Raw genomic sequence first — 21,225 nt, 5'->3', positions numbered from 1 at the left:
TTAGCGCCCGCTCAGCGGCCCGGTTAGTGGCCCCTTAGCCACCGATATTTTCTCCGCGGCGCGCCTCGACCGGGCGCCGTCGGGCTGCGCTTGTTAAAATCGGGTTTTCCGCTCAATCTCCGTGGCGTGTGTGCCTGACCAGGCGCGCGCTTCGTCGAAGGAACCCGCATGAAACAATACCTCGACCTCGTCCGCACGATTCTCGACACCGGCACGTGGCAGGAGAACCGCACCGGCATCCGCACCATCAGCATGCCAGGCGCGATGTTGCGCTTCGACCTCCAGCAGGGCTTTCCCGCCGTCACCACGAAAAAACTGGCGTTCAAGTCGGCAGTGGGCGAGCTGGTCGGCTTTCTGCGCGCCTCGCGCAGCGCCGCGGATTTCCGCGATCTCGGCTGCAAGGTCTGGGACGCGAACGCCAACCAGAATCCGCAATGGCTCGCCAATCCGTATCGCCAGGGCCCGGACGATCTCGGCGACGTGTATGGCGTGCAGTGGCGCCAGTGGCCGGCCTACAAGGTGCTGGACGCAGGCGCCGCCGCGCAGCTGGCCGATGCCACGGCGCGTGGCTTCCAGGTGGTGACGGAATTCGAGGAAGACGGCAGCCCCAAGGTGCTGCTGTACAAGGCGATCGACCAGTTGCGGCAATGCCTCGACACGATCATGCAGAACCCGGCCGATCGGCGAATTTTGTTTCATGCCTGGAACCCCGCCGTGCTGGACCAGATCGCGCTGCCGGCTTGCCACCTGCTTTATCAGTTCCTGCCGAATGTTGCGCGGCGCGAAATCTCGCTGTGTTTGTACATTCGCAGCAACGACGTTGGCCTCGGCACGCCGTTCAATCTGACCGAAGGCGCTGCGTTGCTGCATCTGGTCGGCCGGCTGACGGGTTATACGCCGCGCTGGTTTACCTACTTCATCGGCGACGCGCACATCTACGAGAACCAGCTCGACATGTTGCAGCAACAGCTCACGCGCGAGCCTTATGAAAGCCCGGCTTTCGCGATCTCGGACCGTGTGCCGGACTATGCGAAAACGGGCGTGTATGAGCCGGAATGGCTCGAGAAGATCGAGCCGTCGGACTTCTCGCTGGTCGGCTACCGGCATCACGAGCCGCTCACGGCGCCGATGGCGGTCTGAGCGTGAACGCGCGCTGAGCATCTGCTCGCAGGCTGCTCAAAGAAAAAACCCCCGCGATGCGAATCGCGGGGGTTTTTTCTTGCCGCTTTCCGGCTATCGGGTTGTCAGCGCATCTAGCTGCGCGCGTAACCTTTAGCCTTTGTGATGCTCGTCACGATTGCCGCCGCTCGAATGCTGGTCGGCGTGCTGCGGTTGCGGCTGGGGGCGCGGCTGCTGCGCCTGCTGCGGACGCGGTTCAGGGCGCGGCTGCTGCACCTGTTGCGGTTGCGGGCGCGGTTCAGGGCGCGGCTGCTGCACCTGTTGCGGTTGCGGGCGCGGCTCAGGGCGCGGCTGCTGTACCTGCTGCGGTTGCGGGCGCGGCTCCGGACGTGGCTGCTGCACTTGCTGCGGTTGCGGTTCAGGACGCGGCTGCTGTACCTGTTGCGGCTGCGGACGATATTCCTGACGCGGTTGCTGCTGCGCCTGCTGCATCTGTTGCGGCTGGGCGTGCACTTCAGGTGCGCGCGGCGGCTGCGCTTCTGGCTGGCGCTGAACCTGTTGCTGCGGCCCAGGACGTGCCTCCGGCTGGCGAGCCTGTTCCTGCGGGGCACCGTGCTGCTGCGCCTGCTGGGCCATCGGCGTATGCGGCTGCGTCCATGCAGGCTCGTGCCTTCCTTCTGCGCCCGGTTGCTGACCTGCCTGCATCGGCGCGCCGTGCTGCTGCGCGAAAGCGTTCGGGTTCGCGCCGTTCGCTTGCGGCGGACGCGGCACGCCATTGGACGGATGCGCTGCCTCGGTGGGTTGCTGATGCATGTTGGCCATTTGCGGCGGCATGCCCGGCCGCGCCTGTGGTTCGCCGCCACGTTGCGGTTGACCGTTGACCGGCGCTTCGCCCGGCCGCTGACCAGCCTGCTGCATGCCATTAGGCGCACCCGGCACACCCGGTGCACCCGGCGCTGCACCCGGTGTCCGTCCTGCTATATGCGACTGCACGACCCGCACGTTCTGCACCGGCATGGCCCCAGGACCGCCCGCCATGTGAGCCGGCACCGAGGTTCGCACGATCGGCGCGCCCGCGCCCGGCACCCGTCCGCCGCTCTGCGCAAAACGTTGCGCAAGACTGTCGTGGTACGCCGCCGGCACGGCCGGACTGCGGGTAGCCACAACCGGGCGCGCCATCGCGCCGGCCGGCGGACGGTAATTCGCGTTACGCAGGCCCGGTCCGAAGCTTTCCTTCACCGGCGCGATCCCCGGACCGCCCGGATTGATCCGCGCGTTGCGCCACTGCTGCGGGTCAACCTTCTGCGCGAAGCGGCCCACCGATTGACCATGCACGAAGGCCGTCGCCGGCACCGCGGTCACGCCACCCGGCGCGCGATAGTTGATGTACGTGTTGTGAATGTTGGTCACATTCACGTTCGTCACGTTGCGGTTGTAGTTGTTGACGACCGTCGTGTTGTTGACGCGGTTGTAGTAACCCGGGCTCCAATGATCGTGATCGCCCCAGTGCGGGTGCCACGGTTCGCCCGGGCCCAGCGGGAACCACGCGACGCCGGCAGCGACCGCGCCGCCAATCGCCAGGCTCACGCCCCAGTCGACTCCGCCGCCACCGCCGCCCACGAAGGCAACCAGTGCGGGTGCGTAGACAGGCGGTTCGCTGACCACGACTGGTCCCGGCACCCACGCCCACGAGTCGTCGACGTAGGCCCAGCGGCCGTAGTGGTAGGGCGCGAAGCCCCACGGCGCGTCGTCGACCCAGGTCCAGCCCCACGGCGCTTGCCATACCCAATGGCCGTCGTGATAAGGCGCCCACCCTGCGGGTGTCGCGCGCGGCACCCACACTTCACCGTACTGCGGGCTGCTGCGCCACGTACCGTTGGCGTCGAGGTCCTGATAGCCGGGGATGTCGCGCGACACATAGCGCGCCGACACCGAGCGGTCTTCCGCTGCGTCGCGGCTCGCTGCCCATTGATCGAAGCCGTCGAGACCAGGCGCGCCGTTGTCGGCGACCTGTTGCAGGTTGGTGCCGGCAAAGCGGATCTGCTGGCCGGCCGCGACCGGCACCTGGCCGCTGTCGCCGTACACGGTTGCGCTGCCGCTGCGCACGGTGACGGTGGTGCTGCTGCCGTCCGGCGCGACGTCGACACGATAGTCGCCGGGGCCGTTCAGGCCGAGCGCCACATTCGGCGTGTCGATTTCATAGGTGGAGCCCGGCGCCAGTTCGCGCACGCGTGCCGACAACGTGCCCTGAGCGACCTTCAGCTGCGCGCTGTTGTCGTCGAGATTGAGGATGTCGAGGCTGGTGGACTGGCCGAGGCGCACGGCCGTCGAACCGATGTGCAGTTCGGAGCGTGCGTTCTGATCGTTCCACAACTGATCGCCGGAGGTGAGCGGGCGATTGATCTGTGCGTATGACCAGTCGGTTGCGCCGGCCGGTTCGGTGGTCACGGCGCCGGCAGTGTAGTTCAGACGTGCAACACGCCCAGGCGGATCGGTGTTCTGTTGTGAAGCAACCCCTGGCGGCGCCTGTTCGGCTTCCTGCGCGAGGGTGGCTTGCGCCGCGAACAGGAACGCCGCGGCAGCGATCAGCGTGTAGCCGGTGATCCGGCGTTTCGATTGTTGGGGTGTGGTCACTGTTCTCATGATTTCTCTCCGACGGACGCGCATCGTGCGACATCCGTGAGAGTCACTCTACCCTTGCGGTTTGTTTCAAGGCCCCCACTTTTGTAAGGCTTCCCCACGAGCGTGTAACAAAAGGTCTCGATAAGGCGTTTCGTAAGCTGAATGCGCAAATTCTGTAATCGCGTCAATCAGTTAAGCGTGTTTCAAGCGGCCAGGAACGCGTCGAAATGGCGGTGGCCTGCCGGGGTGATGCGCAAGATCCGCGGCCGCTCAGTGCGTTCGACCCAGCCATGCGCCGACCACGAATCGAGCAGCGCGGCGCCGAGCGCGCCGCCCAGGTGCGGACGCCGTTCGCTCCAGTCGGGACAGGTGCAGGCGAAGCGGCGCCGGCGGCTCTTCTGGGTGGACATGTCGATGCCCCATTCGGCAAAGCGGGCGGCGCCGTCGGTCGTGGCTTCGAGCGAGGAGCCGTGCAGCGTTAGCAGACCGCGTTCGACCAGCCGCTCGAACACCCGTACCGACAATTCTCCCGCCATATGGTCGTAGCAGGTGCGGGCGTAGCGCATGTCGACCGGCACGGTGCGCACCGGCCGCGGCACGGCCCGTTGCGGCGCGCTGACCTGCGCAACGTTGGCGAGCGCTTCGATGGACGCGGCGATATCCGGCGAGGCGATCCGGAAATAGCGATGCCGGCCGCGCACTTCGAGCGCGAGCAGGCCGCCGTCGGTCAGACGCGCCAGATGAGCGCTGGCTGCCGACGGCGAGAGCCCGGCGATCATCGTCAGTTCACCGGCCGGGCGGGCGCTGCCGTCCATCAGCGACCACAACATCGCTGCGCGGCCGGGATCGGCGAGCAGCGCACCGATGCGGCTCAAGCCGGGGAAGTGATTCTGTTCGTCTGTGAGAGTGATGGGCATCAGGCGTCTCCGGTTGGCGGCGCGGGCAGGGCGCCATGCAGTCCACTGTATCTGGCTGCTGTATTCGATGTTTCAGCTTAGCGTGAATCGTCGAATGCAGTGGCTACGAAAATCCGGCGGGAAGGGCCGGCTGGTGGGTGCTTCGATAAGGCGCTGTTTCTGCGCTTCGGCGCGGCGATGCCGCTTTGACGTCGCGTTGGGCCGCCAGGCTAGAATCGAACTCTGTCTTTGCCGGAACACGCTGTCATGAAATTTCTTCTTGCCGCCGCTGCCGCGGTTCTGTTGTTCAGCGCGTGCGCGCAGGGCGGTTCCGGCTCGAGCTCGGGTGCAGGCACGGGCAGCATCACGATGTACGGCACGATCGACGAAGGTATTACGGTTCGCAAGTAAGCGCGAGGCGCGCGGCCACATTTTCAGGTGGCCGAGTGCGGCGATTGGCTGAAATTGATGCATCATTGTCATTCCTGCCACCTCTGGCCATGTGACGATCCAGGCATCGCCACTTTCGCCGTCTGAGGCCTACCGATGCCGCCACCCGCTGCTCCCTCTGCCGCTTCGTCCTTTGCCGGCACGCAAACCGACTCCGGCCACTCCGATCCTCATAGCCGGCGCGCCGCGCGCGTGCTGGCGGTCTGCCAGGCGCTCTACACCTCATCGGTCTCGATCGATCTGACCTTGACCGGTCTGGTCGGTTACACGCTTGCCGATGACAAGGCGCTTGCGACGCTGCCGTTTTCACTGATTACCGTCGCCGCCGCACTGACCACCATCTTCGCGTCGTTCCTGATGGCGCGCATCGGACGGCGCGCGGGCTTCATGCTCGGCGCCGGTGTCGGCGCGCTGGGCGGGGCCGTCTCCGTGTGGGCGATCTTTCATCACAGCTTCTGGGCGTTCTGCGCCGGTACGGCGACCGTCGGCGTGTTCCAGGCGTTCGCGCAGTACTACCGGCTGGCGGCCGCGGATGCGGTGGGAATCGAAGGCAAAAGCCGCGCGATTTCGACGGTGCTCACCGGCGGCGTGGTGGCCGCCGTCTGCGGACCACTGCTCGCCGCATGGAGTAAGGACTGGCTCGCGCCGGTGGCCTTCGCCGGCTCCTATGCGCTCGTCACCGGCTTCGGGCTCGTATCGATTGCCATGCTCGCGCTGCTGTATCGCGACGCCGCACCGTCCGCGAGTGCGGCCGTGACGCACGAACCGGCGCGGCCACTCGGCGAAATCGTGCGACAGCCGATCTTTGCAGCGGCGCTCGCCAATAACGCGCTCGGCTACGCCGTGATGATGTTCGTGATGACCGCGACGCCGATTGCGGCAGTGGCGTGCGGCCACACGATCGGCGACGGCGCGGCGATCATCCAATGGCACCTCGTCGGCATGTTCGCGCCGTCGCTGTTTTCCGCGCGGCTGATCCGGCGCTTTGGCGTGCTGCCGGTGATCGGTGCGGGGATCGTGCTGTCGGCGCTGTGCGGTGTGTTGGCGCTGCGCTCGACCGATCTGCCGCACTTCTACGCGGCGCTCGCCTGTCTCGGCGTGGGGTGGAATTTCATGTTCGTCGGCGGCTCGACGCTGCTCGCACAATCGTACCGGCCGTCCGAGCGGGCCAAGACGCAGGCGACCAGCGAATTCACGACGTTTGCGTTTTCCGCGCTGGGCTCGCTGTTTGCCGGGCAATTGCTGGCGCGCTTCGGCTGGGCGACGATCAATGCCGCGATCTTTCCGCTGCTGGGGATGGCGGCGTTGGCTACGCTGGCGTATGCGTGGTCGCGGAAGCGGCAACTTGCGGCGGGGGTGTCCTGATGACGGTACGTCATATCGTTTTCGCGGTCGCTCCTGATCTCGTGCTGCTCGATGCATGCGGGCCGCTTGAGGCGTTCTGGCGCGCAGAGTTGACGATGGCGGCTGCGGCGGGCAAGTCCGGCAACGCCGCCGAGCCGGTCGCCTATCGCACGACGGTCGCATCGATCGACGGCGGCGTGCTGCAAACCTTTCCGGGTCTGCCGGTCGTCACCGAACGGCTCGATTCACTCGACGACCAACCGATCGACACGCTGATCGTCCCCGGCGTCCCAATCGACGAACACTGCACGTTGCAGCCGGAACTCGTCTCGTGGATCAGGCGGCGTGCGCCGGAGGCGCGGCGCGTGTGTTCAGTCTGCACGGGCGCCTTCTATCTCGCCGCGGCGGGCCTGCTCGACGGCCGCCGGGCGACCACCCATTGGCGGGAAGCGCCGCATCTCGCGCAGCGCTTTCCCAACGTACAGGTCGACGCGGATCCGATCTTTATCCGCGACGTGGGCCATGGCGAGGGAAAGCGCGTCGTCTGGACATCGGCGGGCGTGACGGCGGGCATCGATCTGGCGCTCGCGCTGATCGAAGAAGATGTCGGCCACGCGGTTGCGATGCAGGCGGCGCGGCGGCTGGTGGTGTTCATGAAACGGCCCGGCGGCCAGTCGCAATTCAGCGCGGCGCTTGCTGCACAGGCGTCGGCGGGCGGGCCGTTCGAGGCGTTGCATAGCTGGATGGCGGGCCATTTGCGCGACGACCTATCGGTCGAGCGGCTGGCCGAGCGTGCGCAAATGAGTCCACGGACTTTCGCGCGGCGCTACGTCGACGAGGTGGGCCGCACGCCGGCCAAAACGGTGTCGGCATTGCGGCTGGAGGCGGCCGCGCGGGCGCTGGCGGAGTCGCGCCGGCCGCTGAAGCGGATTGCGCTCGATTGTGGCTTCGGCAGCGAGCAGAATTTGAGGCGAGCCTTTGTGCGGCGCTTCGGCGTGTTGCCGCTCGAGTATCGGGAGCGGTTCGAGTCGGCGGTCGTGCCGCAGCGCGCGGCGGTTTCTGCGCTTGTGGCGGCGAGTTAAACGGGCCTCGAACCGAAAGCCCGACGAAAGCATTGCGCTCGTCCAGGTCGAAATTCGGCTACTTAGCCCCATCCGACCCGCGACGGAGTCAATATTGCGCTCGTATAATCGCCTCCTTTAAATGCGTCCGATTGACCGGAGTCAAGATGAGCACCCCTGCCTTAGCGCCCCTGGACCGTTCCGAAACCACCTTCCGCTTTCTCGCCGAGCCCAGCTCGGTCAACTTCGGCGGCAAGGTGCATGGCGGCGCGTTGATGAAGTGGATCGACGAAACCGCGTACGCGTGCTCGGCGGTGTGGTCGGGGCGCTACTGCGTGACGGTCAGCGTCGGCAATATCCGTTTTCGCCGGCCGATCCTGGTTGGCAACCTGGTTGAACTGCGCGCGCGGGTCGTGGCGACGGGGCGTACCAGCATGCACATCCACGTCTCGGTGCAGGCGGGCGATCCGAAGGGCGGCGAGCTGCTGCAAACCACGGACTGCCTGGTGGTGATGGTCGCCGTCAACGAGAACGGCCACCCGGTGCCGGTGCCGGCGTTCGTCCCGGAAACGGATGAACAGAAGCGCCTTGCCAGGTACGCGATGGACGTGAAAGACGCGCTCGACGCGATCGTCGAACTAAAGCCGGAAGAAGTGGCGCAGGGGAAGGTTTAAGCGGCGCCTCGGGCGGCATCGGCACGCCTTGCGGAAGACGTGCCGCCGCTTGCCAGAAGCATGCACAACAGGGCGCGCGAACATTGCGTCCGCGCGGCCTGCTATTTGCAATCACGTCAGCGAATCTGCCAGACCGGCCAGGCTCCTGCCGATCCCACCGGCGATCACCCCGCCGAATGCCCGACCATATCCTTCGGCCGCACCCATTCGTCGAACTGCTGCTCGGTGACATAGCCGAGCTTGAGCGCTGACGCCTTCAGCGTCGTACCTTCCTTGTGCGCCTTCTTCGCAATCTGCGCGGCCTTGTCGTAACCGATGTGCGGATTGAGCGCCGTCACCAGCATCAGCGATTCATTGAGCAACGTATCGATGCGCTCGCGATTCGGCTCGATCCCTACTGCACAGTTGTCGTTGAAACTGTGCGCGCCGTCGGCGAGCAAACGGACCGATTGCAGCACGTTGTGCGCAATCATCGGCCGGAACACGTTCAATTCGAAGTTGCCGCTCGCACCGCCGATATTCACCGCGACGTCGTTGCCGAACACTTGCGCGCACAGCATCGTCAAGGCTTCGGATTGAGTCGGATTGACCTTGCCCGGCATGATCGAGCTGCCCGGTTCGTTCTCGGGAATCGACAGTTCGCCGAGGCCGCAACGCGGGCCACTTGCAAGCCAGCGGATGTCGTTGGCGATCTTGTTCAGGCTCGCCGCCACCGTCTTCAACGCGCCGTGCGCGAACACCAGCGCATCGGCCGCGGCCATCACTTCGAATTTGTTCGGCGCGGAGACGAACGGCAAGCCGGTCAGTTTGCCGATCGCGGCCGCCACCTTGTCGGCGAACTGTGGATGCGCGTTCAAACCGGTGCCGACCGCCGTGCCGCCCTGGGCGAGTTCGTACAAATGCGGCAACGCCGATTCCACGTGACGGATGCCATGATCGAGTTGCGCGACGTAGCCCGAAAACTCCTGGCCGAGCGTCAGCGGCGTAGCGTCCTGCAGATGCGTGCGGCCGATCTTGACGATGTCCGCGAAGGCTTTTGCCTTGCCGTCGAGCGTTTCGCGCAGCGTCTTCAGCGCGGGCAGCAGATGCTTGACGATCGCATAGGCGGCGGCCACGTGCATTGCAGTCGGAAACACATCGTTCGACGACTGGCCGCGATTCACATCGTCGTTCGGATGCACCTTGCGCGCTTCGCCGCGCTCGCCGCCGAGCAGCTCGCTCGCGCGATTCGCGATCACCTCGTTGAGGTTCATGTTGGTCTGCGTACCGGACCCGGTTTGCCAGACCGCGAGCGGAAATTCTTCAGGATGCTTGCCGTCGATGATCTCGTCGGCCGCCTGCATGATCGCCTTCGCCTTGTTTTCGTCGAGCACGCCAAGACCCTGGTTGACCTCGGCGGCGGCGCGCTTGATGACCGCCAGCGCAGTGATCAGTTCGGGCGATTGCTTTTCGGACGAAATGCGGAAATTCTGCAGCGAGCGCTGGGTCTGCGCGCCCCATAGACGAGCGTTCGGTACGGCGATTTCACCGAACGTATCGCGCTCCATTCGTACGTCTTCAGCCATGGTTTAACTCCGCTTCTCAAAGTTCTGCGTTGACAGGCAATAAGGAGAATAGACCCGTTAGCGCGTTCCGGTAAAAACCCGCCTGGGGGTCGAAGATATAGGTGCGGCGCGTGCCGTCTTCGACGTCGGTCCAGACGAGCGGCGAGAGGGGCGCACCGATCGAGCGCAGATAGGCGAGTTGCGCCGCGTCGGCGAGCGTGACGCGGTAGCTGGCTTCGGGCGCAATGGCGCGTTCGAAGATCTGCGCGACCTGTTCGGCGAGTGCCGGGCTGTGGATGACCAGCGTCTGCTCGGTGTTCAGATTTGCTGAGCGCGGATCGAGATTCATCGAGCCGATCACCAGGATCTTGTGATCGATGACATAGGTCTTTGCGTGCAGGCTGGCTCGCGAGCTGGATCCGCCGAAACCGACGCGCCGCTCCCTCTGCTGCGATTTGAATTCATACAATTCCACGCCCTGTTGCAGCAGCGGTACGCGGAAGGGGCTATAGCCGGCCTGCACCGCTACCGCATCGGTCGCGGCGAGCGAGTTGGTCAGCACCGCGATGCGCACGCCACGATGCGTCAGTTCGCCGGCCGCCTTGACGCCGTTCTCGTGCGGTACGAAGTAGGGCGAAATGATCAGAAAATCTTTCTGCGCGTCGTGCATCAGCTCGCCCAGCCGCTGCATCGGTGGGCTGACGTAGTCCGGTGACGGATGTTCGATTTTCTCCGGCAGATCCGCCTTGAATTCGGCCGGCGCCCACGTCAGGCCAAGTTGATCCTGGGCAATCTGCGTGGCGAGCGGCGTAGCGTTCAGCGGTTTCGCGTTGTACGGGTCGGCGTTGGTGCGCCAGTGCTGGCGTAAATCATCGCGCGTCTGGTCGAGTTCCTTCGCATCGAACTTCTGCTTGTTCAAAGCCCGCAGCGGATAGGCGATGCTGCTGTTCCAGTAGTCGTCGAAACTGGCGGAGACGTCGGCGACGACCGGGCCGGCGGCCAGCACGTCGAGGTCGCGGAACTGCAGCGTTTCGCTCGCGCTGAAATATTCGTCGCCGAGATTGCGGCCGCCGACGATAGCCAACTGGTTGTCGGTGATCATCGACTTGTTGTGCATGCGGCGCGTGAAATGGCCGATCTGCGTGAACACGTTCGTCGTGCGTTCGAATACGCCTTCCTGCGCGCTGCCGAACGGATTGAAAACACGGACCTCGATGTTGTCGTGCGAGTTCAGACCCGCCATGGTCTGGTCGATGTCCTTGAAGTTCAGATCGTCGACAAGCATGCGCACTCTCACGCCGTGATCGGCCGCATAGAGCGCTGCGCCGAGCAGCAGCTTGCCGGTGGTGTCCTCGTTGGCGATGTAGTACTGCATGTCGAGGGTTTTCGTCGCCGCGCGTGCGAGCGCAATGCGCATCTGCAAGGCGTCGGTGCCGCTAGCGAGCACCCGGAAACCGGTCTGACCCGGGTGCGCGGCTTCGAGTGGCGCAAGGGCCGTGTGAAGCGGCGTTGTTTCAGTGGCGGGCAGTGCGTGGGTGACCGGACGGTCGAATGCGGTGGCGGGCGGCTTGGTCGCGCAAGCGGTCAGAAATGCCGTTGCGCAGCACAGCAGGAAGAAATGTCTCCTCGTCTCCCAAGAAGAGGTCTTCCTGCTGGGTGTGCGGAACGCGCACTTGCGGTGCGATGCGGTCTGATCTTGATCTTGATCTTGATTTTGATGCCACGACACGCTGGCTCTCCCTGGTTTGCACGCTTCTCATCGCGGCAGCGCGGGTAGCGCGCTTACGCTGTCGAGAAATGCATTCTAAGGGGAATCAGGCGTGTGGGCTTTCGATCTTCCGTGTAGCTACCGGGGCGCGTCGCAGGTTCGTGATTACCCGCGCTCGACGTTCAAGGCGCGCTCGCCATCCGGATGCGTCGATCCTTTCGCGGGACGTCCTGCCCAATGCCCCGCGAGCAGCGAGCCGGACAGGTTATGCCACACCGAAAACAACGCGCCCGGCAACGCCGCGATCGGCGTGAAATACAGCTTGCCGAGTGTTGCCGCGAGTCCCGAGTTCTGCATACCCACTTCGATAGCGAGCGTGCGGCAGACGGCTTCGTCGAAGCCGAGCAGACGGCCGCCCCAGTAGCCGCCGAGCAAGCCGATACCGTTGTGCAGCACCACGCCCAGCATGACCACGAGGCCCACCGACGCGATGCTCTTCTGCGTGCCGCCCACCACCGCGCCGATGATCAGTACGATCGCGACCATCGAAATCAGCGGCAAGATCGGTTCGATCTTGCGCACCGCCTTGTTGAACAACTGATTGACGATGAGGCCGACCACGATCGGCAGCGCGACGATCTGCAGGATGCTCATCAGCATGCCGTGCACGTCGACGGCAATCGATGCATCCACATAAAGACGCGTGAGCAGCGGCGTCGCGAATACGCCGACGAGCGTCGACAACGCGCTGATCGTCACCGATAGCGCCACGTCGCCGCGCGCCAGATAGATCATCACGTTCGACGCCGTGCCGCTTGCCACGCTGCCTACCAGTACCATGCCGGCGGTCAGATCTGGCGGCATGCGCAGTGCCTTGGCGATGACCCATGCGGCGAGCGGCATCACGAGGTAATGCAGCACGATGCCGGCAACGACCGGTGCGGGTCGCGTGAAGACGCGCTGGAAATCGGCCACCGAGAGCGTGACGCCCATGGCCAGCATGATGATCGTCAGGAGTGTGGTGACGTGCGGCGCAACACCGGTGAACGAGGCGGGCGAGAAGTATGCGGCAATCGAAACGAGCACGGCCCAGAGCGGAAATAAACGGGTGACGCGGGCAAGCATGACGGGTGGTCCTTGGTTATGTTTTATAGCGAGATTCGGTGGTCGGTCGGGTGGCATGCCGTGAGGCGCGGTGCATGCTCGGAGCGCCGCTCGCGAGGAGCGGCGGATGCTGGCGGCGGGTGTCGGGCCGCCAGGCGGCGCGGGCCTTCGTGAGGCGCGCGCGTGGCATCGCGCGGGTGCGCGCGGTTTTGCCAGAGGGCGCATTTTACCGTTCGCTGCGCGCTTGCCGGGAAACGATGGTTGCGGGCGCAACCATCCGCGACATGCCGGGTTAAGGCCGACTGCAGGCTCACCTCAGGTGACTTCAGGTGACTTCAGGTGACTTCAGGCCGAAGGGGCAGGCGGCGTGCCCGGCATAACCGGCACGCGCCGCAAGCTCAGTTTGTGAAAGCGCAGCGTCATCAGAAGCGCGACGCTCGCGAGGCCGGCCGCGAGTCCCCACCACAAACCACGCGCGCCCAGCCCGAAGTGAAATGCCATTACGTAACCGGTCGGAAAGCCGATGACCCAGTAGCCGAACGTCGCGGCGATCATCGGCACGCGCGTGTCCTTCAGACCGCGCAGGCAACCTGAACCGACCGTCTGCATGCCGTCGACGATCTGGAAGATCGCCGCCACGCCGAGCAGCGAACTCGCCAACGTCACCGTCGCGGCGTTGGCCGGGTCGTCGAGATGCAGATAGAGGCCAACGATCCAGTGCGGCGCGGCGATCAGCACGATGCCCGACAGCGTCATGAAGCCGACGCCGAGCGCGAGCGCGACGAAACCCGCGTGGCGCGCGGCGAGCGGCTGGCCGGCGCCGGACCAGTAGCCGACCCGCACATTGGCTGCCTGACCGATCGCGAGCGGCACCATGAAGGCCACCGAGGCGACGTTCAAGGCGATCTGATGCGCGGCCAGTTGCGACTCGCCGAGCAGGCCGACCATCAGGCCAGTGGCGAGGAACAGCGTCGATTCGACGCCATAGGTGATCGCGACCGGCCAGCCGATGCCGAACAACTCGCCCATCAACGGCACGTTCGGCCGCGTCGCGACGACGAAATGTTTATAGCGTGGCCGCAGATGCAACAGGGCCATCAGCACGAGCGCGCTCAGCCAGACGGTGATCGAGGTGGCCGCCGCCGAACCGAGAAAGCCTAAGCGAGGCAGTCCGTAGACGCCGTGAATCAGCCCGTAGTTGAGAAAGCCGTTGACGAACACACTGATGAGCGACACCCACAGGAGCCGCTTGGCCGCGCCAATGGCCGGCAGGAACGAGCGCATCAGGCCGACGCCGATCAGACTGCCGAGCGAACCCCAGCGCAGCACCGCCGCGTATTCGCCGACGTTGTGCGCGAGCAGCGCGGGTTCGCCGAAGGCCAGCAGGATCGGCGTGGCGAACGACAGCAGGAAGAACGCGGGCACCGACAGCAGCACCGACAGCACAAAGCCGGTCCAGTAGATATGCGGCACGCGGCCTTCGTCCTGCGCGCCGCGCGCATGCGACACGCTGACGCTGACGGAGGTAAGCACGCCCTGCAGCAGCGTCACCACAACGAAGAACAGATTGGCGCCGAGGCCGCCGGCGGCGAGCGCGTCGGGGCCGAGCGAGCCGAGCAGGATCGTGTCGGTGACGCCCATCGCCATTTGCGAAAGTTGCGCGATGGCGAGCGGCGCGGCGAGCCGGGCGGTATCGGCAGCGTGGCGGGTCAGGGTCGGCGGCCGGGCGGCCACCCGGGTGAAGCCGGATTGAGTCATGGAGCGCTTGGAAGCGGAAGGGGCGACAGCGTGGCGGAGGGCGCAGCCCGGCCGATTCGCGGGGCGTGCGTGCTGCCGGTGAGCCAGCGATGCGGCGAAATGCGCGGGCTCACCGGAGCGTAGGGCGGCTGTCAGCCGATTGTTTGTCTGTCGAAACTGACAGCTTATTGCTTAGGCGCGGGGATGTCGATGGAATGGGCACGATTTTGGTGCGCGCGGTCCCCCGAGTTTTCGGACTCGGCGCGTCAGGCCTCGTGCACCGCGATGCGCGTATCGCCCAGCAGCACGACCTGGCCCGCGCGGATTTTGCAGGTTTTACGCGTTTCGACCCGGCCGTCGACGGTCACCGCGCCGTCCGCGACCATCATTTTTGCCGACCCGCCGCTGTCCGCAAGCCCCGTTATCTTCAGGAGATTGTGCAGTTCGACGTAGTCGCCGGTCAGTGTGAAATCAAGGTTGGGCATGGCGTTTGCGCCTTCAAGCAAAGGGTTCGCATCATAAGCCACAAGCTTGCCCTAATGAATAGTCGGCGCGTAGTCCGTGTACTGTCGGAGCGTTTTCGGGCGATTGCAAGCAGATGTTATGTAGTTGTCAGAAAATGAAACGTTCCGTAACACCGGTCGTCTATTACGAACTTCACTCGTAAAGTGCGGGTCTGTAGGAAAGCTTGCTGGATTTTTCCCGGCAACGAATAGACCGGGCGAGGTGCGCATGGCATGAAGCACACGTCAATGTGCCGCACCGGATACGGCGCCCGCGTCACAACAACCTTAGAGAGGATTTAGCCATGACTCAGATTCGTACGCTCCTGATCGGTACCGCCCTGACTGCTTTTGCTGCTACCGCGGCGTTCGCGCAGACCGCGCAACCGGCCGCCGGTGTGAACGGCCAGGCACAGGTCCAAACCCAAGGCGCCGACGTCGCGCCTGCGGCTCCGGCCGCGCAAGGTGTGCAGCCGGTGACGCCGGCGCCGACGCGTCTGACGGCATCGGGCTCGACCGATCCGCTGGTGCAGAAGCGCGACGCCAACGCGCAGGCTAACGCCGAATACAAGGCGTCGAAGAAGGCGTCCAAGGCGGAGTTGGCGCAACAGCAAAAGACTGCCAAGTCGCAGTACAAGCAGCAGGTGCGCGACGCCAAGATCAACCAGAAGGCTGACAAGCAGACAGCCAACAACGAAATGAAGATGAACATGCAAGGCCAGGCGTCCGATCAGGACAACGGCGCCGACGTGAAGCACTAAGCCTGAGTTGTTCTGATGAACCACAAGGCGTGGCGACAAGCTTAGCCGCTGCCTCAACCAGCCTTGCCGCGGGGCGTCGTGAACGTCTCGCTGTGTCTTGGCAATGAAACGGCCCGGAGCGCGTATGCGTCCGGGCCATTTCTTTTGGGATGCGGGACGGAAAAAAGGGTCGCTTGTCTCCGATACTTGTATGGATATACAGTATGCGTCGCCGCGTCAATTCCACCTCAGGCCCGAATCCACTGTGCTCTCCGTCGCTGAATCTTCGCCTCCGTCTGCTTCCGGTACAGATAACGATACCGCCGCCTGGCTGGCAAAGCTCAACGACGCGCAACGCGAAGCCGTCGAATATGGCGCAGACAGCCCTAACGCGCCGCCGGGCGCGCTGCTGGTGATCGCGGGGGCCGGCTCCGGCAAGACCAACACACTGGCGCACCGGGTCGCCAATCTGGTGGTGAAGGGCGCCGATCCGCGCCGTATTCTGCTGTTGACCTTCTCACGCCGCGCCGCGCTCGAAATGACCCGCCGTGTCACGCGCATCGCCGGAGCGGCGCTCGGTACGCGGGCTGCGCTGGCGCAAGGGCTGACCTGGTCCGGGACCTTCCACAGCGTCGGCGCGCGGCTTTTGCGCGAATACGCGGACCTGATCGGCCTCGCGCCCGCCTTCACGATTAACGACCGCGAGGATTCCGCCGACCTGATGAATCTCGTGCGCCACGAGCTCGGTTTGTCGGCGAAAGAGCGGCGCTTTCCGGCTAAAGGCACCTGCTTTGCGATTTACTCGCGCGTGGTGAACACCGGCGCGTCGCTTGCCGACGTGCTCAACAGTGCCTTTCCCTGGTGCCGCGAGTGGGAAGCCGATTTGCGCATGCTGTTCGCCGCATACGTCGAAGCCAAGCAGAAGCAGAGCGTGCTCGATTACGACGATTTGCTGCTCTACTGGTCGCATATGGCCGTGGAGCCGGCGATCGCGGCCGATCTGTCGGCGCGCTTCGATCACGTGCTGGTCGACGAGTATCAGGACACCAACCGCCTGCAGGCGTCGATCCTGCTCGCGCTGAAACCCGACGGCCGCGGCCTGACCGTGGTCGGCGACGACGCCCAGTCGATCTATTCGTTTCGCGGCGCGACCGTGCGCAATATTCTCGACTTCCCGGCGCACTTCAATCCGCCTGCGAGGCAGATCACGCTTGAGCGCAATTACCGCTCAACCGGGCCGATTCTGGCGGCGTCGAACGCGGTGATCGAGCTCGCCAGCGAGCGCTATACGAAGAATCTGTGGACCGACAAAGCGTCGGCGCAGCGCCCGCGTCTGGTGACGGTCGCCGACGAAGCGGATCAGGCGCGCTATATCGCCGAACAGGTGCTCGAAGCGCGCGAGCAGGGCATGAAGCTCAAGTCACAGGCGGTGCTGTTTCGCGCCGCGCATCACAGCGCCGCGCTCGAGATCGAACTGACCCGGCGCAACATTCCGTTCGTGAAGTTCGGCGGCCTGAAGTTTCTCGATTCGGTGCACGTCAAGGATGTGCTCGCAGTGCTCCGCTGGGCGGAGAATCCGCGCGACCGTGTCGCGGGTTTTCGCGTCGTGCAATTGCTGCCGGGCATCGGCCCTGCCACCGCTGCGAAGGTGCTGGACGAGGTTGTGGCGCGGGCGCGTGACGGCGATCCGGCCGATTTCACCCACAGCGCCGGTGGCGCGCTGGCCGCCTTTGCGCCGCCCGCTCGCGCGCAGGAGGACTGGCATCCGTTCGTCAAGCTGATGTCGAGCGTGTACGGGCGGCAGACGCCGTGGCCCGCCGAGTTCGAGATGGTGCGGCGCTGGTACGAGCCGCATCTCGAGCGCAATCACGAGGACGCGGCGATCCGTCATGCGGATGTGCTGCAGATGGAAAGCATCGCGGGCACCTATGCGTCGCGCGAACGCTTCCTGACCGAGCTGACGCTCGATCCGCCCGACGCCACCAGTGACGAATCGGGCGTGCCTTTGATCGACGAGGACTACCTGATCCTGTCCACGATCCATTCGGCGAAAGGTCAGGAGTGGCGCAACGTGTTCGTGCTGAATGGCGTCGACGGTTGCATTCCGTCCGATCTCGGCACGGGCAGTGAAGAGGAAATCGACGAGGAACGCCGCCTGTTATACGTAGCGATGACGCGCGCGAAGGAAGACCTGCATATCGTCGTGCCGCAGCGCTTTGCGTGCACAACCAGACGCATATGGGTGACCGTCATGTGTGGGCGTCGCGCACGCGCTTCATTCCGGCGCATCTGATGCCTTTGTTCGACGCCTACGCCTGGCCGCGCGTGCCCGTGCCGAGCGCGCCGACAGCGGCGGGACTGGCCGCGGCGGCGCAGGCGAAGATCGAGATCGGCGCGAAGCTCAGAAAGATGTGGGACTGAACCTGCTTTTACCGCGACTGCCGTTGTTGCTGTTGCGGCGCCGGACGCGGCGGCACAAAGAAATTGCGTAGCCAGGCGGCGAGGCGTGAGAACACGTCATACGGTTCTTCGACGAAGATTTCCGGCTTCAGCAGACGCAGATATTCCATGATCTGCTGCGCTTCCTGTTTCTGGAACGAGCCGTGCGAAATGCCGAGGCGCAGGAGTCCGCGCAGTTCGCCGAGCTTTTCGCGCGCCGTGCTACCCACGCTCGTTTCGCACGCCACTTTCGCTTCGTAGACGCGCTGACGCAGCGATTCCACCAGACGCCAGGCCGGCGTCTGCATAACTTCCTCGAGCGCCTGAATGTCCTGCGCGGCGCTCTTGATCTGCGCCGCGAGCGGATCGATCAGCACTGCGTCGCCTTCCGCTTCCTTGACGATGGCCGCCGCCCAGTCGCGGCACTGCTTGGTGAGCTCTTCCGGCGTCCATTCCGAGCGGGCCGCAAAGCCGAAACCGAATTCTCCCGCCTGCCTCATCAGAATCGCGACGACGTCCGGGAATTCCTTGTCCAGCGTGCGTTTTGCCCATGCGTACTGGCCACCCTGCAACATCCGCTGAACCGCGTGTTCGGTTAGCGGCACCATGTTGTCGAGCAGCTTGGCGCGCAAAAAATCCTCAAACGACGGCGTCGCGAACTGCGGATCGAGCTTCAGCGAAACCCGCAGAAAAGCGTCGAAGTCCTTGCGCAGCGTCGCAATGGTCTCGTCTTTGAGCGTGAGGGTGATTTGACCCATGTGTTATCCCGTTTGGTCCTGCCGCGCTGCATTGTCATGTCGGCGGTTCGCGCACTAACCCCGTGAGACGCGACGCCCGTGCTGGCGCGGTTGAATCCTGCCTGTTGCCGCGTAACCAGCGGGACGTATCCCGATGAGCGGACCTCGACTTCATATCGGCGGATTCAGGGAAAACTTAAGGGTGTGGGGGGCGTTGGCGACGGCTTTAGAGGGATGCGTCGCCTGCGAGGGCAGCGCGCGGCGGGGAGCGCCCTGTGGCGAGGCCGCCGCGCCTGGCGTCTATGGCAACGTGGGCGCCGTTTGCGCGGGATGTCGGCCTCGAGCAGCGCTATGAGCTGCGCCTATTTAAGCACAACGCCTTGCCAGACAAAAAAGACTGTCAGACCGACCGCAATGGTCAGGAGCGGTCGCCGCGTCAGTGCGCTGACGACGATGGCGGCCAGCGCCCCGACCAGTTGCGGATTGCGCCAGGTCAGTTCGGCGTCGGCGCCGTGCGGCGAAACCGCCATCGGGACGATGATCGCCGTCAGCACGGTAACGGGCACGAAGCCGAGCGCGGTGCGCACGAGCGGCGGAAACACCAGCCGGTCGCCGAGCACGAAGACGGCGGCGCGGATCACCCACGTAATGGCGGCCATGCCGAGGATCAGAACGACGTAGTTCATCGCGATGCCTCCATGGTTTCCTTCGAGGTTTTCCGCGGGGCGTCCCGGCGGGGGCCCTGTGGGCTTTCACGCGACGCTGCTCGCGAGGATTCGGGATTGCCCCGCGCGCCTCGCCCAAAGCGCGGCGCCGACAGCAGGACACCGATTGCGACGCCCGCGAACACGGCGCCGAGCAGGCCGAGCTTGTACGGCCACGCCTGCCAGAAGAAAGCCAGCGTGCCCGCGGTCGCGGCCGCCGCGATATAGCGCACTGCGACGAGCTGCGGCACGACGATCGCGATGAACGTGGCGACCATCGCAAAATCGAGCCCGAGCGACTGCAGGCCCGGAAAGGCAGCGCCGAACAGCAGGCCGGCGACGGTCCAGAGCTGCCAGTTCAGGTACATGGCCAGACCCGCGCCAAAGAAGTAGTGCGGGCCGACCGTGCCGGGCTCGCGATGCCGGTAATGTTCCCACGCGACCGCGAAGACTTCGTCGGTGAGCAGCGCGCCGAGCGCCCAGCGCCAGCGCGAGGGCAGGTGCGCGACGTGCGGCGCGAGCGTCGCGCTATACAGCACGTGACGCAGGTTGACGACGAGCGTGGTCGCCCAGATCACCGCAAAACTCGCGTGGCCGGCGATCAGGCCCAGCGCGATGAATTGCGCCGAACCGGCGAACACGACGAGCGACATCAACTGCCCGTGCCATAGATGCAGCGGGCCGGATGCGACCAGGGTGCCGAAGATCACGCCGAAGGGCGCTGCGCCGACCATCATCGGGATGATGTCGCGCGCGCCGGCGGTGAATTCTTTTAAGTGGCCTGCGCTTGAGGGCTGGCCTGGGTTGGAATGGGTCAATCTTGCCTCCTTGATTCGGGAAGCATAGCGACTGGTGGCGGACGGGGCTTGTACGTTCTTGCGGTGGTCTTGCGGTAGGTGGGGGCGAAGCGTGCGTCAGTTGCCTTGCCAGCGCCCCGGCGGCACGCCGAACATGCGGCGGAAATGGCGCGTGAAATGGCTTTGATCCGTGAAACCGCTCGCCGCGGCGACATCCGTTACGGAAACGCCCGCTCGCAATGGCGCGAGCGCGCGCTGCAAGCGCACCTGGTTGCGCCATGCGTGGGGCGGCAATCCGGTGGTCTGCGTGAAAAGGCGCGCGGCGTGGAAGGGCGAGAGTCCCGCTGCCCGCGCGACTTCGGCCAACGTGACAGCTTCGGCGAGGTCGCCGGTCAGGCGCTCCTGCATTGTCGCGACGCGGGCGTCGTCGGCGGCGAGGCGCCACGCTTCCGGCTGCGTTTGCGCGTAGCGGACCAGCAGGGTGGACAACGCGTCGAGCATCGCGGCCTCGGCGGCGAGCGGATCATCGCCGGCCTCCAGCAGACAGTGCGCACGTGCCAGCCGCTGCGCCAGATCGGGATCGCGGATGACGCCCGGCGCGAACCACGGCAATGCTTGCGGCTTGCCGGCAACGTCGTTGGCAAGCTCGTGAATGAAATCCACCGGCGCATACATCACGCGATAGCGCCAGCCCGCTTCGACAGCCTTGGAACCCGTGTGCAGTTCGCCGGGATTGATGATCGGCACGCTGCCCGCTTCGGCGACATAGTCCGAACCGAGGTACCGATAGCCCTCGGCTCCCGCGACGATCACGGGAATCGTGTACGCGTCGTGCCAATGCGGCGAGAACTCGTGATCGTGATATTCCGCCGTGAGCAGATCCGCGCCGGGCAAAAGCGGCGTGCGCCAGTAGCGGGCGGAATCCTGGAAACGATGGGCGGTCATGGTGAAAGTCTGGCGATCCTGCGGTCCGGCATGACCGGTCAGTGTAGCGCGCCGCGGCCGTTGCGGTCACGCATGCGTGTACGTTCTTGCGTAGTGAGCGT

Annotated in this window: 16 protein-coding genes and 2 pseudogenes; 7 read left to right on the top strand and 11 right to left on the bottom strand. The window is 65.1% G+C overall.

Translation table 11 applies throughout. The features are described from left to right. Nucleotides 1-168 precede the first annotated feature (168 nt). Nucleotides 169-1,140 (top strand): thymidylate synthase, encoded by a 972-nt coding sequence (locus BM438_RS27345; protein ID WP_093640576.1) that lies wholly within the window; start codon nt 169-171, stop codon nt 1,138-1,140. A gap of 132 nt (nt 1,141-1,272) precedes the next feature. Here the strand turns inward: BM438_RS27345 and BM438_RS27340 are convergent, their stop codons facing one another. Both BM438_RS27340 and BM438_RS27335 read right to left on the bottom strand, forming a co-directional pair. Next, a complete protein-coding gene (locus BM438_RS27340) occupies nt 1,273-3,762 on the bottom strand; it encodes a DUF6600 domain-containing protein (protein ID WP_093640573.1) in 2,490 nt (829 codons plus the stop codon). A 182-nt stretch (nt 3,763-3,944) separates the two neighbouring features. Next, on the bottom strand, nt 3,945-4,658 hold the full coding sequence (locus tag BM438_RS27335; RefSeq protein ID WP_093640570.1) for an ArsR/SmtB family transcription factor: 714 nt from the start codon (nt 4,656-4,658) through the stop codon (nt 3,945-3,947). Between the two features lie 246 nt (nt 4,659-4,904). Between BM438_RS27335 and BM438_RS45630 the strand changes: the two genes are divergently transcribed. The 4 genes from BM438_RS45630 (at nt 4,905) to BM438_RS27320 (ending at nt 8,166) form a co-directional block, all read left to right on the top strand. Continuing rightward, entirely contained in the window at nt 4,905-5,048 is a 144-nt protein-coding gene (locus tag BM438_RS45630; RefSeq protein WP_167378466.1) for a hypothetical protein, read from the top strand. 135 nt (nt 5,049-5,183) lie between these two features. Next, complete coding sequence (locus BM438_RS27330; protein ID WP_093640567.1) at nt 5,184-6,452, top strand: MFS transporter; 1,269 nt, start codon at nt 5,184-5,186, stop codon at nt 6,450-6,452. Further along, nucleotides 6,452-7,513: a GlxA family transcriptional regulator gene (locus BM438_RS27325; protein WP_093640564.1), complete on the top strand. Its 1,062-nt coding sequence runs from the start codon at nt 6,452-6,454 to the stop codon at nt 7,511-7,513. Before BM438_RS27330 ends, BM438_RS27325 begins: the two co-directional genes overlap by 1 nt. Nucleotides 7,514-7,659: 146 nt before the next feature. Further along, nucleotides 7,660-8,166 (top strand): acyl-CoA thioesterase, encoded by a 507-nt coding sequence (locus BM438_RS27320; protein ID WP_093640561.1) that lies wholly within the window; start codon nt 7,660-7,662, stop codon nt 8,164-8,166. A 164-nt stretch (nt 8,167-8,330) separates the two neighbouring features. Here the strand turns inward: BM438_RS27320 and fumC are convergent, their stop codons facing one another. The 5 genes from fumC to BM438_RS27290 form a co-directional block, all read right to left on the bottom strand. Next, on the bottom strand, nt 8,331-9,731 hold the full coding sequence (gene fumC / locus BM438_RS27315; protein ID WP_093640558.1) for a class II fumarate hydratase: 1,401 nt from the start codon (nt 9,729-9,731) through the stop codon (nt 8,331-8,333). A gap of 16 nt (nt 9,732-9,747) precedes the next feature. Further along, a complete protein-coding gene (locus tag BM438_RS27310) occupies nt 9,748-11,439 on the bottom strand; it encodes a phospholipase D family protein (protein ID WP_425270748.1) in 1,692 nt (563 codons plus the stop codon). 144 nt (nt 11,440-11,583) lie between these two features. Next, nucleotides 11,584-12,543: a ketopantoate/pantoate/pantothenate transporter PanS gene (gene panS, locus BM438_RS27305; RefSeq protein ID WP_093640556.1), complete on the bottom strand. Its 960-nt coding sequence runs from the start codon at nt 12,541-12,543 to the stop codon at nt 11,584-11,586. A gap of 324 nt (nt 12,544-12,867) precedes the next feature. Further along, a complete protein-coding gene (locus BM438_RS27295; protein ID WP_093640550.1) occupies nt 12,868-14,280 on the bottom strand; it encodes an MATE family efflux transporter in 1,413 nt (470 codons plus the stop codon). 245 nt (nt 14,281-14,525) lie between these two features. Next, nucleotides 14,526-14,744, bottom strand: coding sequence for an RNA-binding S4 domain-containing protein (locus tag BM438_RS27290; RefSeq protein WP_011489423.1), 219 nt, complete (start codon nt 14,742-14,744; stop codon nt 14,526-14,528). A 323-nt stretch (nt 14,745-15,067) separates the two neighbouring features. Between BM438_RS27290 and BM438_RS27285 the strand changes: the two genes are divergently transcribed. Both BM438_RS27285 and BM438_RS27280 read left to right on the top strand, forming a co-directional pair. Then, entirely contained in the window at nt 15,068-15,523 is a 456-nt protein-coding gene (locus BM438_RS27285; RefSeq protein WP_093640547.1) for a hypothetical protein, read from the top strand. A 190-nt stretch (nt 15,524-15,713) separates the two neighbouring features. Beyond that, a pseudogene (locus BM438_RS27280) lies at nt 15,714-17,923 on the top strand (ATP-dependent helicase). An 8-nt stretch (nt 17,924-17,931) separates the two neighbouring features. Here BM438_RS27280 and BM438_RS27275 read toward each other — a convergent pair. From BM438_RS27275 to BM438_RS27260, 4 genes and pseudogenes are all read right to left on the bottom strand, one after another. Beyond that, nucleotides 17,932-18,699 carry a DUF4088 family protein gene (locus tag BM438_RS27275; RefSeq protein WP_093640544.1) on the bottom strand — a complete coding sequence of 256 codons (768 nt, stop codon included), beginning with the start codon at nt 18,697-18,699 and terminating at the stop codon, nt 17,932-17,934. A 341-nt stretch (nt 18,700-19,040) separates the two neighbouring features. After that, on the bottom strand, nt 19,041-19,364 hold the full coding sequence (locus BM438_RS27270) for an AzlD domain-containing protein (protein WP_093640541.1): 324 nt from the start codon (nt 19,362-19,364) through the stop codon (nt 19,041-19,043). Between the two features lie 80 nt (nt 19,365-19,444). Further along, a pseudogene (locus BM438_RS27265) lies at nt 19,445-20,200 on the bottom strand (AzlC family ABC transporter permease); the annotation flags it as partial. Nucleotides 20,201-20,296: 96 nt separating this feature from the next. After that, nucleotides 20,297-21,124, bottom strand: coding sequence for an AraC family transcriptional regulator (locus BM438_RS27260; protein WP_093640538.1), 828 nt, complete (start codon nt 21,122-21,124; stop codon nt 20,297-20,299). Nucleotides 21,125-21,225 lie beyond the last annotated feature (101 nt).

The organism is Paraburkholderia aspalathi, assembly GCF_900116445.1.
GTDB lineage: Bacteria > Pseudomonadota > Gammaproteobacteria > Burkholderiales > Burkholderiaceae > Paraburkholderia > Paraburkholderia aspalathi.
This window is presented reverse-complemented; position numbering and strand designations above follow the sequence as displayed.

What these genes read in the sequence shown, in the direction of transcription:
- panS (WP_093640556.1), bottom strand. Translation starts at nt 12,543, where the DNA reads ATGCTTGCCCGCGTCACCCGTTTATTTCCGCTCTGGGCCGTGCTCGTT.
- BM438_RS27295 (WP_093640550.1), bottom strand. Translation starts at nt 14,280, where the DNA reads ATGACTCAATCCGGCTTCACCCGGGTGGCCGCCCGGCCGCCGACCCTG.
- BM438_RS27340 (WP_093640573.1), bottom strand. Translation starts at nt 3,762, where the DNA reads ATGAGAACAGTGACCACACCCCAACAATCGAAACGCCGGATCACCGGC.
- BM438_RS27270 (WP_093640541.1), bottom strand. Translation starts at nt 19,364, where the DNA reads ATGAACTACGTCGTTCTGATCCTCGGCATGGCCGCCATTACGTGGGTG.
- BM438_RS27275 (WP_093640544.1), bottom strand. Translation starts at nt 18,699, where the DNA reads ATGGGTCAAATCACCCTCACGCTCAAAGACGAGACCATTGCGACGCTG.
- BM438_RS27285 (WP_093640547.1), top strand. Translation starts at nt 15,068, where the DNA reads ATGACTCAGATTCGTACGCTCCTGATCGGTACCGCCCTGACTGCTTTT.
- BM438_RS27345 (WP_093640576.1), top strand. Translation starts at nt 169, where the DNA reads ATGAAACAATACCTCGACCTCGTCCGCACGATTCTCGACACCGGCACG.
- fumC (WP_093640558.1), bottom strand. Translation starts at nt 9,731, where the DNA reads ATGGCTGAAGACGTACGAATGGAGCGCGATACGTTCGGTGAAATCGCC.
- BM438_RS27325 (WP_093640564.1), top strand. Translation starts at nt 6,452, where the DNA reads ATGACGGTACGTCATATCGTTTTCGCGGTCGCTCCTGATCTCGTGCTG.
- BM438_RS27290 (WP_011489423.1), bottom strand. Translation starts at nt 14,744, where the DNA reads ATGCCCAACCTTGATTTCACACTGACCGGCGACTACGTCGAACTGCAC.
- BM438_RS27320 (WP_093640561.1), top strand. Translation starts at nt 7,660, where the DNA reads ATGAGCACCCCTGCCTTAGCGCCCCTGGACCGTTCCGAAACCACCTTC.
- BM438_RS27335 (WP_093640570.1), bottom strand. Translation starts at nt 4,658, where the DNA reads ATGCCCATCACTCTCACAGACGAACAGAATCACTTCCCCGGCTTGAGC.
- BM438_RS27330 (WP_093640567.1), top strand. Translation starts at nt 5,184, where the DNA reads ATGCCGCCACCCGCTGCTCCCTCTGCCGCTTCGTCCTTTGCCGGCACG.
- BM438_RS45630 (WP_167378466.1), top strand. Translation starts at nt 4,905, where the DNA reads ATGAAATTTCTTCTTGCCGCCGCTGCCGCGGTTCTGTTGTTCAGCGCG.
- BM438_RS27260 (WP_093640538.1), bottom strand. Translation starts at nt 21,124, where the DNA reads ATGACCGCCCATCGTTTCCAGGATTCCGCCCGCTACTGGCGCACGCCG.